General features: G+C 29.5%; 14 protein-coding genes and 1 pseudogene. 11 read left to right on the plus strand and 4 right to left on the minus strand.

The genetic code is table 11. The features are described from left to right. The first annotated feature begins 1 nt into the window (after window position 1). Window positions 2-1,252, plus strand: coding sequence for a phosphoribosylamine--glycine ligase (purD, locus tag Q5O44_RS01875; protein ID WP_022166687.1), 1,251 nt, complete (start codon window positions 2-4; stop codon window positions 1,250-1,252). A gap of 161 nt (window positions 1,253-1,413) precedes the next feature. Beyond that, window positions 1,414-2,016: a YARHG domain-containing protein gene (locus Q5O44_RS01880; protein ID WP_022166688.1), complete on the plus strand. Its 603-nt coding sequence runs from the start codon at window positions 1,414-1,416 to the stop codon at window positions 2,014-2,016. A gap of 240 nt (window positions 2,017-2,256) precedes the next feature. On the opposite strand, the gene Q5O44_RS01885 is transcribed toward Q5O44_RS01880, so the two are convergent. Further along, on the minus strand, window positions 2,257-3,096 hold the full coding sequence (locus tag Q5O44_RS01885; protein WP_022166689.1) for a C39 family peptidase: 840 nt from the start codon (window positions 3,094-3,096) through the stop codon (window positions 2,257-2,259). Window positions 3,097-3,276: 180 nt separating this feature from the next. Here Q5O44_RS01885 and Q5O44_RS01890 point away from each other — a divergent pair, with 180 nt between their 5' ends. The 5 genes and pseudogenes from Q5O44_RS01890 to Q5O44_RS01910 all read left to right on the plus strand — a co-directional run bounded on the left by Q5O44_RS01890 (window position 3,277) and on the right by Q5O44_RS01910 (window position 6,516). After that, entirely contained in the window at window positions 3,277-4,122 is an 846-nt protein-coding gene (locus Q5O44_RS01890) for a hypothetical protein (protein WP_022166690.1), read from the plus strand. 126 nt (window positions 4,123-4,248) lie between these two features. Then, the gene (locus Q5O44_RS01895; RefSeq protein WP_022166691.1) at window positions 4,249-4,920 is read left to right on the plus strand and encodes an alpha/beta hydrolase fold domain-containing protein; all 672 of its coding nucleotides are present in this window, start codon (window positions 4,249-4,251) and stop codon (window positions 4,918-4,920) included. Between the two features lie 89 nt (window positions 4,921-5,009). Further along, entirely contained in the window at window positions 5,010-5,255 is a 246-nt protein-coding gene (locus Q5O44_RS01900; RefSeq protein ID WP_368075157.1) for a DUF6323 family protein, read from the plus strand. A gap of 148 nt (window positions 5,256-5,403) precedes the next feature. Continuing rightward, window positions 5,404-6,296, plus strand: a pseudogene (locus Q5O44_RS01905) (DUF6179 domain-containing protein). Window positions 6,297-6,363: 67 nt separating this feature from the next. Then, complete coding sequence (locus Q5O44_RS01910) at window positions 6,364-6,516, plus strand: hypothetical protein (RefSeq protein ID WP_022166695.1); 153 nt, start codon at window positions 6,364-6,366, stop codon at window positions 6,514-6,516. Window positions 6,517-6,607: 91 nt separating this feature from the next. Here the strand turns inward: Q5O44_RS01910 and Q5O44_RS01915 are convergent, their stop codons facing one another. After that, window positions 6,608-7,621, minus strand: coding sequence for a DNA/RNA non-specific endonuclease (locus Q5O44_RS01915; RefSeq protein WP_022166696.1), 1,014 nt, complete (start codon window positions 7,619-7,621; stop codon window positions 6,608-6,610). Continuing rightward, window positions 7,605-8,036 (minus strand): hypothetical protein, encoded by a 432-nt coding sequence (locus Q5O44_RS01920; protein WP_022166697.1) that lies wholly within the window; start codon window positions 8,034-8,036, stop codon window positions 7,605-7,607. Before Q5O44_RS01920 ends, Q5O44_RS01915 begins: the two co-directional genes overlap by 17 nt. A 172-nt stretch (window positions 8,037-8,208) precedes the next feature. Between Q5O44_RS01920 and Q5O44_RS01925 the strand changes: the two genes are divergently transcribed. After that, a complete protein-coding gene (locus tag Q5O44_RS01925) occupies window positions 8,209-9,459 on the plus strand; it encodes a serine hydrolase (protein WP_022166698.1) in 1,251 nt (416 codons plus the stop codon). Window positions 9,460-9,509: 50 nt separating this feature from the next. On the opposite strand, the gene Q5O44_RS01930 is transcribed toward Q5O44_RS01925, so the two are convergent. Beyond that, window positions 9,510-9,860: a thioredoxin domain-containing protein gene (locus tag Q5O44_RS01930; RefSeq protein ID WP_022166699.1), complete on the minus strand. Its 351-nt coding sequence runs from the start codon at window positions 9,858-9,860 to the stop codon at window positions 9,510-9,512. 185 nt (window positions 9,861-10,045) lie between these two features. Between Q5O44_RS01930 and Q5O44_RS01935 the strand changes: the two genes are divergently transcribed. The 3 genes from Q5O44_RS01935 (at window position 10,046) to feoB (ending at window position 13,591) form a co-directional block, all read left to right on the plus strand. After that, window positions 10,046-10,633 carry an ECF transporter S component gene (locus tag Q5O44_RS01935; RefSeq protein ID WP_022166700.1) on the plus strand — a complete coding sequence of 196 codons (588 nt, stop codon included), beginning with the start codon at window positions 10,046-10,048 and terminating at the stop codon, window positions 10,631-10,633. A 163-nt stretch (window positions 10,634-10,796) separates the two neighbouring features. Continuing rightward, on the plus strand, window positions 10,797-11,009 hold the full coding sequence (locus Q5O44_RS01940; protein ID WP_022166701.1) for a hypothetical protein: 213 nt from the start codon (window positions 10,797-10,799) through the stop codon (window positions 11,007-11,009). A 227-nt stretch (window positions 11,010-11,236) separates the two neighbouring features. Beyond that, window positions 11,237-13,591: a ferrous iron transport protein B gene (feoB, locus tag Q5O44_RS01945; protein ID WP_291662140.1), complete on the plus strand. Its 2,355-nt coding sequence runs from the start codon at window positions 11,237-11,239 to the stop codon at window positions 13,589-13,591.

Consider the following 13,591-nt stretch of genomic DNA (forward strand, 5'->3'; position numbering starts at 1 on the left):
AATGAAAGTTTTATTAGTTGGTTCTGGTGGTAGAGAGCATGCATTGGCTTGGAAGATGGCTAAAAGCAATAAGGTTTCTAAGATATTTGTAGCTCCTGGTAATGGTGGAACTGCCATAGAAAATAAATGTGAAAATATAAATATAACAGATATAGATGAATTAGTTGTTTTTGCTAAGAATAATGATATAGCACTAACTGTAGTTGGACCAGAAGACCCATTAACTAAAGGGATTACAGATAAATTTAAGGAAGCTGGCCTAAAATGTTTTGGGCCAGATAAAAATGGTGCACAGCTGGAAGGTAGCAAAAGCTTTTCTAAAGACTTTATGAAAAAGTATGGAGTTAAAACTGCCAAGTACGGTACTTTTACTGACTGTAATGAAGCAAAATCATATTTAGAAAGCTGTGAATACCCAATAGTTATCAAAGCTGATGGTTTAGCAGCTGGTAAAGGTGTTGTTATAGCAGAAACTAAAGAGATGGCTTTAAATACCATCGATGATTTTATGGTATCTGACATATTTAAAGGTGCTGGACAAAAGGTTGTTATAGAAGAGTTCTTGGAAGGTGTAGAAGCATCAATACTTTCAATTTGTGATGGTAAAACTATAATACCTTTTATTTCAGCTAAAGACCATAAGCAAATTTTTGATGGTAACAATGGTCCAAACACTGGAGGTATGGGAGTTGTGGCTCCAAACCCATACGTTACAGAAGAGGTAATGAAGGATTTTGAAGAAAATATCATGACAAAGACTTTAAATGGTATTAAGGAAGAAGGCTTTGATTTTAAAGGAATAATTTTCTTTGGACTAATGATTACTAAAAAGGGAACTTACCTTTTAGAGTATAATGTAAGAATGGGAGATCCTGAAACTCAATCAGTTTTATCTTTAATGGAAAGTGATTTAGTGGAGCTTATTGAAGCAGCACTAGAACAAAGGTTAAATGAAGTGAAAGTTAAATGGATGGATGGGTCTTGTGTTAATGTGGTTTTAGCATCAGATGGATATCCAGGAAGTTTTGAAAAAGGCTTTGAAATTACCATTGATGAATCTATAAAAGATAAAGTGTTTTTAGCAGGAGCACAGCTACAAGACGAAGTTTTAAGAACTAGCGGTGGTAGAGTATTATCTGTTGTTGGTTTAGGAACTACAGTAGAAGAAGCAAGAAAAGATGCATATGAAAAAGTGGAGTTAGTTAACTTCCAAGGGAAATACTATAGAAAAGATATTGGCATAGCAAAATAAAAGTATTTTTTTACCCTATAATAGTAAATTTATAAATATGGTCAATAATGAGTAAAAACGGATTAGTAATAATCCGTTTTTTTTTACTATAGCAATTTATGAATTAAATTATATCTTTATGAATAGTATATACTGCAAATAAAAAAGCAATGAGGAGAGCTATGAAGAAGAAAATTGTTAGTGTAATAGTAGCAATTATTTCAGTGGCTTGTTTTATTGGATGTAGTAGGTCAGCTGATAAAGAAAAGGTAGACATAGAGTCAATAAAAGAGCAAGTACGGGCAGAGCTTGAAGAGGAAAATAAGAAAGCTAAGGAAGAAGAGGAGGAAAAACGTCAAGAGGAAGAACGGATTAAAGAACAAGTTAAGGAAGAGGTAGAACGACAAAACGCTAAAAATGATAATAAGGATGTAAATATTAATATAACTGAGGATTCTAAACCAGATCCGGTGATTATTGTGCAAGAAAAACCACAGCCTGTATATTATAGTAGTGATTTTATTTTTCCACAAAGTAGCACTGAATATTTATCTCAAAGTCAAGTAAGTAGCCTTTCAGATTATCAACTTGGCATAGCAAGAAACGAAATTTATGCAAGACATGGATATATATTTAAGTTAGATAGATTTAAAAGTTATTTTGAATCACAAAGCTGGTATGTACCAAGGTACTCAGATGCCAGCAGCATAAGTTTAAATGAAATTGAAACGTATAATGTTGCCCTTATTAAGGCTGAGGAAGATAGTAGGGGAATACAGTGGTAATTTTAAAGATATTAGATGAGCAAAAGCGGAGTATGAACAATCCGCTTTTTTACGTTCTTTATTATTGAAATATTTATATAGGAATAAATAACATTCTTTAGTTTTAAGATTTGCCTCTGTTAGAATACTTCATTGGTGTATTTTGTGTTAAAATGTATATAAAATGCCCAGGTTTTATTTTATCTTTTTTTATTATAGCCTATCATGAAAAGTAGGAATATAATGACAGACTGTAAGTGTTTAATTAGCAGGTGTAGCAATAAGCCATTGTTGTACATCTTGATCTTCAGGTAATATTTTTTTGTCAAGCCACATATAGAAGAATCTTTCAGCAGGTACTATATGATAGCCATCTTGCATATGATCAGAAGTATCATATGGATCAGCAAGGATTATTACATCATCTCCAAAAGAATCAGTACCCATAGTATCATAACCAATTATATTTGACCAATGCCCTGCCCAGTCTATCCATTCTACCATTATAGGAGTATTATCTTTAAGGTTAGTTATAACCCAGTCTCTAAAAAGAGTAGGATCATCAAATGTATATCCACCTTCTAGAGTTCCTTCATTTAAGCTTGAAGTAACATTCCAACCTATTTGCTCAAAGAAGCTAACCATTCTATCAGTAGAAGTTCCATATTCACCGCGTTCATTAGCAACACCAGGATCTTCTGTATTATTGTTATTTAAATCTTTATGGCATTTCATCATTTCAGAAATTTGAAGCTCATCATAATTTTTTTCACCAAAATGCTCTAAAACCATAAGTGCAGTTGCAGGTCCACATGTATACTCTTTAGTTTGTTGATATGTCTTAAATTTGGGTAAAATAGTAAGTGTATCAGTAGATTTTAAATTATAAACGTCTAATTGGGCAAAGTACTTTGAATTTAAGTGATCTCCTGAGTTAGCATAAGAAGATGCGCCTTGAGATGTAGTATCATATCCTTCAGGATAAGAAATGATGTTATCCGCTACTGATGTGCTAGATACCTCATTAGAATTATTTTTAGCACAGCTTGTAAAACTTAAACCTAATAAAACTGCTGAAGTTAAAGTTATTATCTTTTTCATTCATAATTCCCCCTATTTAAATAAAATATTACATACTTTTACAATAATAACATATAATGAATATATATGCAATCATTTGAATAGTTGAAAACTATTAAGTTTCTTGATGAAGAAAAAAATATCATATACAAATTTTCATATAGGAATATAATATATTATTAATATCATTGAGGAAAAGTAATGAGGCATAAATATAAAAAACATCATAAAGTAGGGAAAAAGAATATATCTGAAAAAGATCAAAAAATTTTATATTTATTAAATATTCAGTTGCAAGCAATAATGATATATTTAACTGCAGATGTATTCTTTTGTAATTTTGCACTTATATTACTTGAATCAGCATGTGGCAATAAATCAGACCATAAGCCCAATGAAAATGTATTTTTAGTTAATGGTTGTGTTTTAGCACTTATAGCTAGTATATTAATATCCCATGTAAGTTTTACGGCTTATGAGAATATACACTTTAGAGATTTAAATGGGGAAATTGATTATAGTACCAATCCAGAAGAAAGTATAGCAATTTCTTCCTTATATCTAATATTACTTTTTTTTATTAATTTAATTGGTGCTATAGAGTTATACAAAAGAGTGAACATTTGCACAATAAAAATAACTCCTCAATGGACTGTGGTATTAAAGATTCAGCTTCAAGCATATAAAATTAGATTTTTAGGAGATTTTTCATTTTTAATTGCTACTTTAGAAAGTTTTGAACTTATAAATAGTAAGTATGATAATAGTAAAAGTAATGGTAAAAGTAATATTCAAAATCCAGATATTCCAGCATTAATTGGAGCATGTTTATACTTAGTTGAAAGAATTATGTTATTGTATGTAAGTTATCAAGTGTATTCACACTTAGTTAATGAGTGTGGTGATGTTATAGATTCTAAATACTTAGAACCTAATAAGCTTGCCATATTAGCAAATATAATAGGGATTATTGCAAATAGTATTTCTTTACAAGCTTTTATAGAAATTTATAAGAGAAATGTTGATAGACCTATATTTGGAAGATGAAAAATCAAACTTTATTGTTATAGAAGTGTAAAAATAAAGTTTGATTTTTTACTTTTAATAAAATAGACATAATAATAATATGATATATAGATATAAGATTTTTAAGGTATATTAAAGGAGCATAGTATGAAAAGAGAAACTGAGCAGATTATTCAGCAAACATTAGAAAATGTAGTAGGTTATATTGATCAATTACCTAATGGAGAGTTTATTTCTTCAGAATGGCAACCACCAAAAGGATTTAAAAATGAAAGATTTAAGGTTAATGATATACCAGTTGAGCATTTAGTGCCTAAGGAAAAAGGGACAAACAATATTATATTTCAAATCCATGGAGGTGGATATATAGTAGCATTATGTGACCCATATAGAGATACAGCAGTAAAGTATTCTGAAATGGTTGGGGGAGCAGAAGTATTTAGTGTAGATTATCGTGTTGCACCAACAAATAGATATCCAGCAGCTCTTGAAGATGCAGTAACAGTTTATAAATGGATACTAGAGCAAGGATATGATAGTAATAACATAATAATAACAGGAGATTCAGCAGGAGGTAACTTAGCATTAGCTACAACATTATATTTAAAAGATCATAATATACCATTACCAAAAGCAGTTATTGCTATTTCACCTTGGAGTAATGCAGCAAATGATTTTCCATCAGTAAAAACAAATATTGAAAAGGATGTGATACTTGGAAGATATGGTCTTAAAATGAGTAATCAGATAGATAATCCTATTTATTTCCAAGGTGCCAATTATAAAGAACCCTATTTAGAAGAAAGCAAGGCTGCTTGACAAGAAATGAGAGAATTCCTAGAGGAAATTTTCTAAGTTATATATTATTTTATAAGTTAAGTAGCTAAATTGAAAAAATAAAAAAGTTAATTGAAGCATTTTGTGATTCACCATATATTATGCAAAATAATTATGAAGAAACTTTAGAAGAATTGCAGGATATTTTTTATTTTTTTAAAGGAGAAGCCATGGAGCAGATATCTGATGGTGAACTTATTGAATTTATGAAAAGAGATTTTGATGGTAAATGTCAAGGCTCAATAGAGTATTTAAGTGGAACCAGTTTAGAAGAACTTTGCCGTGGCACAAGATATGGTCTTAATGGTTTAGAGTAAGGCTTAATAGGAGGGTGCTATGGATCATAATAATTTATATCTTGATATTTTAACAGAAAATAACTTGGAAAATCTAAATGAAAATCATAGAGAAATAATAGTATTAAAACTTTGGGAGTTACTGGGAAAAGTAACAGAAAGATATACTATGGGAGATAGTAGTTCTGTTCCGGAAGAAGTGGTAGAGGAGTTACTTAGGTCTATTTGCTTTTTATTAAAGAGAGAGTTAGGAGATTTAAAAACATCAGTTGTGTTATTAGAAAATGGAGATTTAGAGAAAATATTAAAGTTTGCATGGGTTAATATAGAAAAGGATATTGCTAAAGGAAAAAATTATTAGAGGCGGTAATAGATAGCTCTATAGGCGTAGATAATATATCATATATTGATACAATAGCTGAAATAGGGAAAGGCTTAAAGTATTATAACTATAGATTTTTTGCTCACCAGGTAAATTGTAGCATAGATTATCAGCTGTCTAATGCTCTACCTGAAAACCTTCAGGGAATTGAATATATTAATGAGTATCTTAAAAGATTACTTTTTGAAAATAAGTTTTGTAGCAATTTTAAAAAAGAAGATATTATAGAGGTTTTAAAGAGCTATTGTAGCAATTATGAAGAGTTATTAATAAACATTTTTGAACCAGTATTAACCAATGCTATTGGTCTTACTTTATTGAATAAAGACATATATGATTTGGAGATATCTAATATCCAGGCTAAAGTATTATTAGAAAATTTTAGAGGTAATAATAGTGATGATTTAAAAGCAAAAATAGAAAAAGCAGTTGATCACATATGTTTGAAGCTATCCATTAAGGATGATTTTGAAATAAAATATGTTAAGAATACTGCTTTAAATCTAGTTCCAAGAATAGAGGCGGCAGTTAGCAATAATGATTTGCAAAATATCTTTTTAAGCTTCAGATCACAGGAAGAAGAAATAATGCTATTAAAATACTATTTAGATAATAAGGGAAATGATAATCCTTCAAATACTGGGTGGGAAAATAAGTTTAAAGAGTTATTAGATAAATAATAGCTCCTTTAATTAATGAAGAATAATATGCTTTTTAGTGGTAAATATAAATATTGAGGTGAATTAAATGGCTGTAAAACAAAAAAACACTAAAAAGAAAATGGCACTATTAGGTCTTAAAAAGGATAAGGATGGAGATTACAGATATATCGCTCCAGATGATACAACTTCAGAATTTGTTCCTGTAAGAAATAGAAATAAGAATAAAGAAAATAAATAACAATATAAATATGAAAAAGGATGTATGAAAAGTAACCTTCATACATACTTTATGTATTTTTAATAATTAATATTTGTCAGCAAATTTAATTTTACCTAGAGGCTTTTCTGTAGCCCGCGGCAATTGCTTCCTCTTCACTATTAAAGTTAATAAGGTATACAGAGTCAGCCATATTTTCATAATCTCTTTGTCCAGGGCAGTGATATATCTTTGATTTAGAATTTCCTCTAATTATAGTTTCTTCAGTAGAAGAACTATCTGCTGTATTTGATGAAGATGAATTATCAGGAGATTTTCCACTAGGTATTTCTTCACCGGCAAGTGCACTATCCCCAGTGGCATAATCTATAGTTATTCCAGGTTGTACATTATAAACAAATACGTTAAATTCAATACCTTCTCCATTATCTTCTACAGATTTTGCTTCCATTTGTACTCCTGTTGCCACAAGGTTGTTTCCTTCAAAAACAGGAGTTACTCTGTATAAAACATGGTTATTTGTTTCTTTTACATAGTCAGCAACCATATTTTCATAAGGCAGCATTAATGTAGCATTAAAATATCTAGTTCCAGTTATTAAATTGTTTTTGTTGGCGTTTTCTGCTGTTAACTGAAATCCAATTAAGTGTGACCTATTGTAAAGATATTTACCTTCAACTATATCATATTTAATTGATTGCCATCCACTAGGTTTAACTGAACTAATAGATTCTCTACCTTCTGTAGGCATTAAATCAGTACCTATATTGGCATAGGCAACACCACATCTACCTAAGTTGTCCAGTGGGCTATATTCTTCAAATGAAGTAGTAGTTAAATCAGAGTCAGAAAAATTCGGCACATTATTATTTAATACTATGTAGTCATTTCCAGAATAAGCAGGGATATTATTAATGTTAATATTGCTTTCATTAGAATTTTCAGTTGGATTGTTTAAAACTATATTATTCTTATTAGAGCTGTCTATAACTTGTTCAATAATATTAAGAGCTTGTCCAATACCATCAGATGCTGAAGTGGACGAGCAACCAATAAGTCCACTTAAACAAAGTAGTGCTGCCATCAGCATAATTAATGAGTTTTTAAAATTAAGTAGTTTTTTCATTAGTAGTTCTCCTATATATTTCTCTTGTAATCTTTTCATGAGATGAACCATTGAATTCTTCAGAATCAATCAATTCCCATGACACATCATTTACATTAATATCAAAATGTAAATCAGCAGGATAAATTCTATTCCACTTATAAATAATTAAAGTATTGATTTTATCTTCATAAGGTTTTAATGATTTATCTTCTACTAAGAAAAAACCATCATGGGATAAATTTAGAAAGTCTTCAGAAACTTTGATGTTTCCAGTATCAATATCTTTAAAAAGCTTATAGGAATAATTGTTCATAAATAAATTTTTATTATGGATAAATTCCTTTATATTTAATCGAAGGATTTTATCTTGACTTTGTCTTCTTTTATTGAAGAGCATTCCGTTTTTATCATCTAGGCAGACAATAACATTCATATTAAACCTCCTTTTTCTTTTTAGTAATATTATATCAAAGATTACATAGTAAATATAAGGCATTTATTTCCATAGAAATAAATGAAGCTAGTACTTGTGCTAAAAATTATGATATACTTTTTATTAGACATTAAGGTTAATTAAAGAAGTAAGTATAGGAGTTTAGGAAATTATGAAGAAGCACAGGTTATTGGCAGTATTACTTATTCTAGGATGTATGATAAATGTAACTGGATGTAATAAGAATACAGTAAGAGTAGCAAGTAGTACAAATATTCAAAAAAAAGCTGTTGAAGCTAAAGAGATTAATGAAAGTAAGAATAATAATGATGAATATGATATAAGCGTTCAGGAAGAAATAACTGATATTATATCAGAAGATGATACTTTGGAAAAAATAGTAGCTCCAGGCTATGAAGAGGTGGAAAAATATTTAGATGAAGAAAGTGCATATAAGAGTTTTCAAGGAGTAGCATTGGTAGCACAAGGCAATGAAATTAAATTTGCTAAAGCTTATGGAAATGCAGATTATGATGATAATATAGTAAATAAATTAACTACACGTTTTGCTATAGCATCAAATACAAAACAAATTACAGCAGTAGCTATAATGCAATTGGTGGAAGATGGGAAAGTAAATCTTGATGATACCATTGATAAGTATTTTCCAAATTTTAAATATGCAAATCAGATAACAGTAAGAGAATTATTACAAATGAGATCTGGGCTTGTTGATTATTTAAATGCACCAGAATTGTATTTTAAAGATGAAGAAAGTTTAAAAATTTTAAATGATTATAGAGAAAAACCATATTTTGATGAGTATGTGTCAGATTCGAGATGGACAGCAGATATAATTTTAAATAATTTATATTTAAATGAATTACAATTTGAGCCTGGACAAGCATATGATTACTGCAATACAAATTATTATCTACTAGGTTTGATAATTGAACAAGCATCTGGAGTTTCATATGAAGATTATATAAAAGAAAATATATTTAAGCCTTGTGGAATGAAAATATCAAGTATGAGTGCAGAGGATACAGATGCAAAAGGTCATGGAAGTGTTGAATCAGGAGAAATTGTTGTAAATCCTAAATTTACTTTTGCAGCTGGTAATATATATACTAACGTATATGATTTACTTAGATGGGAGAGAATGTTCCATACAGGAAAATTACTTTCACAAGAGTCTTATAATGAAATTATAACACCTTCAGAAGATAGTGGATATGGATTTGGTTTAATAATCAGTGATGGAATTATAAGGCATAGCGGTGTTATTGATGGATTTAATTCTTACACAGAATATGATCCTGCAAAGGATATTACAATAATAATTTTAGAAAATTATGATCCATCAACATCAATTCTTCAAGCTAAGTATGATGGTGCCATCATACGTGGATTAATACAATAGAAATAGAAAAGCAACTTAGATTAATAATCTAAGCTGCTTTTTTTAAAAGTTTATTTTAGCATATTTATTATTTCATCTTCTGACATGGAAGAATCACAATGAATTTCGTATTTACCATTTTTACTGACAATAAATCCAGGTACTGTTACAACATGATATTTTTCTCTAAATGAGCTTATTTCATTATCGGAAAAATCTTCACTATTTACATAGTAAATTACAGTATTTAGCTTGTTATATAAGTTACCTAACTTTTTAGCAAATTTACGGCAATATGGACATGTTTCTCTACCTATATAAACAACAGTAAGTTTTTCTGATGATAATAATTTATCAGCTTCTGTTGAATGTATTTGTTTAAATGATTTTATATCTTCTTTATATGTATCTTCTCCAAACATAAATTTTCCTCCTTGTTTTTTAAAATTATTATATCAAAAAAAGATAATCTATCAACTTAAGTTTGAGCTTAATTAATTAAAATATACCTATAGTGGAAAATTACAATGTGTATGGATACAATTGATGAAATATAAAAATATTTGTAAAATATAGGTATAAGTGAAAATATTAAGGGGGTATTAATTTGAAAAACGGACTTAGATTAAAAAAATTAACTGAAACAGCATTAATGGCAGCATTATGTTTTGTATCATTTACTTATTTGCAAATCAAAATTCCAGTACCAGGAGGAGATGCAACATCACTTCATATTGGTAATGCTTTTTGTGTTTTGGCAAGCTTGCTTCTTGGTGGATGGTATGGGGGATTAGCAGGAGCTATAGGAATGACCATAGCAGATTTATTAGATCCTGTTTATATACTAGTGGCACCTAAAACTTTTGTGTTAAAGCTATGTATTGGTTTAATAACAGGTTTAATAGCACATAAGTATGCTAAGATAAATGAAAGTAATGATAAAAAGTATATTTTAAAATGGAGTATTATTGCAGCAATTGGAGGTTTAGCATTTAATGTTATAGCTGATCCAGTGGTGGGATTCTTCTATAAGCAGTATGTATTAGGGCAACCACAAGATGCAGCCATGATTTTAGCTAAATTAAGTGCTGCTACAACATTTATCAATGCTATAGTTTCTGTGGTGGTAGTAACAATCTTATATAATGCTATAAGACCAGTATTAAAAAAAGCAGATTTATTATTGCCGGTGTAAAAAAATAAAATATAAATATCAATAAAAAACTAGTAACAATATATGTTGCTAGTTTTTTTATGAAGAAGCTTTATTACAAGATTAGATTATAATATTTTTGATATAATACAAATATACTGTAAAATAATGTTAAAGACATATTGGTTATTCATGAGGTGTAATTATGAAAAGTAATTTATTAATAACTAGACTTACAGAAAAAGATATAGAAGGTGCATATGAATTATTTAAAATTACAATTCCTGATACATTTAAAAAATCAGGAGGTGAATGTGAAAAGGAATTAATTGAGGAAGAAATACATCATAAGAAAGAAATATTATATGAAGCTGTAAATAATAAAAGTATATTATTTTGGGTAGCTAAAGATAAATGAAAGTGAAATATGGATTCCTGTAAAAAGAAAATAATTAAGCTTTATAATATTTACTGTAAAAAAGTATAAAAAGCAAAAGCACCATAGAAAAAAGTTTGGTTTCTATGGTGTTTTATATTTAGAAAAAATCTATTTACAATCAAAATACATAATATGGAAAATGTGATATAATTATATATGGATTAATAAGGTGGTTTTAAAATAAAAAGGAAGGTATGAATTTAATGATGAATCTATCAGAATTAGAAATTGGAAAAGATGCAGTAATTGAATCTGTAGATTGTAGTGAGATTTCACTAAGGAAACATATCTTAGATATGGGATTAACACCAGGCACTGAAATTTCATTAATTAAGATAGCGCCAATGGGAGATCCTATGGAAATAAGAGTGAGAGGTTATGAACTTACATTAAGAAAAGATGATGCTAGCTACATAAAGATTAAAAACATACATGAAGCTCATAAGATTGAAGAATGTAAATATGATGATGATTTAAAGACTCATCCAGGCATGGGAGAAAAAAAATCATACCATGTGAAGAGGCGTGGAGAAGAAATTTCTGATGATGAGATAATTACTTTTGCTTTAGCTGGAAATCAAAACTGTGGAAAAACTACTTTATTTAATAGGCTTACTGGAATGAACCAACATGTAGGAAATTTTCCTGGGGTTACAGTTGACCGTAAGGAGGGAACAATCAGAAATCATCCTAATGCCAATGTAATAGATTTGCCAGGTATATATTCATTATCACCTTATTCCAGTGAAGAAGTGGTAACTAGGGAATTTCTTTTAAATCATAGACCACGAGGAATTATAAATATCGTTGATGCAACCAACATAGAAAGAAACTTATATTTAACTATGCAGCTTATTGAATTAGATATTCCAATGGTACTTGCACTTAATATGATGGATGAAGTGAGAGAAAATGGTGGAACCATTATGATTAATAGATTAGAGGAACTTTTGGGGATTCCTGTTATTCCAATTTCTGCAGCAAAAAATGAAGGAATAGATGAACTTATTGATCATGCTATTCATGTGGCTAAATATAGGGAAAGACCTGGAAGAATGGATTTTTGTGATTCTTCTGGTAAAGATGAAGGTGCAGTTCATAGATGTATACATGGAATTCTTCACTTAATTGAAGACCATGCCAAAAGAGCCAAAATACCTACAAGATTTGCAGCAACAAAACTAGTTGAATCTGATGGAATTATCTTAGATAAATTAAAAATGGAAGACAATGAAAAAAAAATGCTTGAGCATATAATAATTCAAATGGAAGAAGAAAGTGGTAGAGATAGACAAGCTGCTATGGCAGATATGAGATTTAATTTTATAGAAAACTTATGTAAGTATACAGTGGTAAAACCACATGAAAGCAAGGAGCGTAAAAGGAGCCAGGCCATAGATAAGATTTTGACAGGTAAGTATACAGCAATTCCAATGTTTATGGTAATAATGGGCACAATTTTCTTTCTTACTTTTGGAGTTATAGGAAAATCACTTTCAAATTTAATGGATATGGCTATTGGATGGATTACAAATATATGTGATAGGTCATTGGAGATTTATGGACTTAATCCAATTGTACATTCATTAGTAATAGATGGAGCTTTTTCAGGTGTAGGAAGTGTACTAAGCTTTTTACCTATTATAGTAGTGTTATTTTTCTTTTTATCAATATTAGAAGATAGCGGATATATGGCTAGAGTAGCGTTTATTATGGATAAGCCACTTAGAAAGATAGGATTATCAGGACGTAGCTTTGTGCCAATGCTTATTGGCTTTGGATGTTCAGTGCCAGCAATTATGTCCACAAGGACTTTACCATCTAATAGAGATAGGAAAATGACTATTTTATTGACTCCATTTATGAGCTGTTCTGCTAAATTACCAATATATGCATTATTTACAGCAGCATTTTTTCCAAAGTATGCAAGTTTAGTGATAGTTGCTTTATATTTTTTAGGGATTTTTATAGCTATTTTATTTTCATTTATATTAAAAACTACTGTCTTTAAAGGTAACCCTGTACCATTTGTTATGGAATTGCCTAATTATCGTATGCCTAGCTTAAAAAGTGTTTTAAAACTAATTGGGGACAAGGCTAAAGATTTTGTTACTAGGGCATTTACTATAATATTTATTGCTTCAATAATTATATGGTTCTTACAAAGCTTTGATTTAAGGCTTAATCCAGTAGCAAATTCATCTGATAGTTTGTTAGCAATTTTAGGTGGAGTTATAGCTCCTATTTTTAAACCACTTGGATTTGGTGATTGGAGAGTTTCTACAGCTTTAATAACAGGTTTTACAGCAAAAGAAAGTGTTGTTAGCACTCTTACAGTACTTTTAGGGGGCTCTACTGAAACAATAGGAAATTTATTTAATTCATTTACTGCATTTGTTTTTTTAGTTTTTTCATTATTATATACGCCATGTGTGGCAGCCATTGCAGCTGTAAGGCATGAGCTTGGTAAAAGGTGGACCATTGAAATAGTGGTAAGCCAGTGTATAATTGCGTGGATAATAGCATTTTTAGTAAAGATAATTGGCAGTTTATTATTGTAA

Origin of the sequence: Clostridium sp. CAG:221 (genome assembly GCA_000435835.1) — a bacterium.
GTDB lineage: Bacteria > Bacillota > Clostridia > Clostridiales > Clostridiaceae > Clostridium.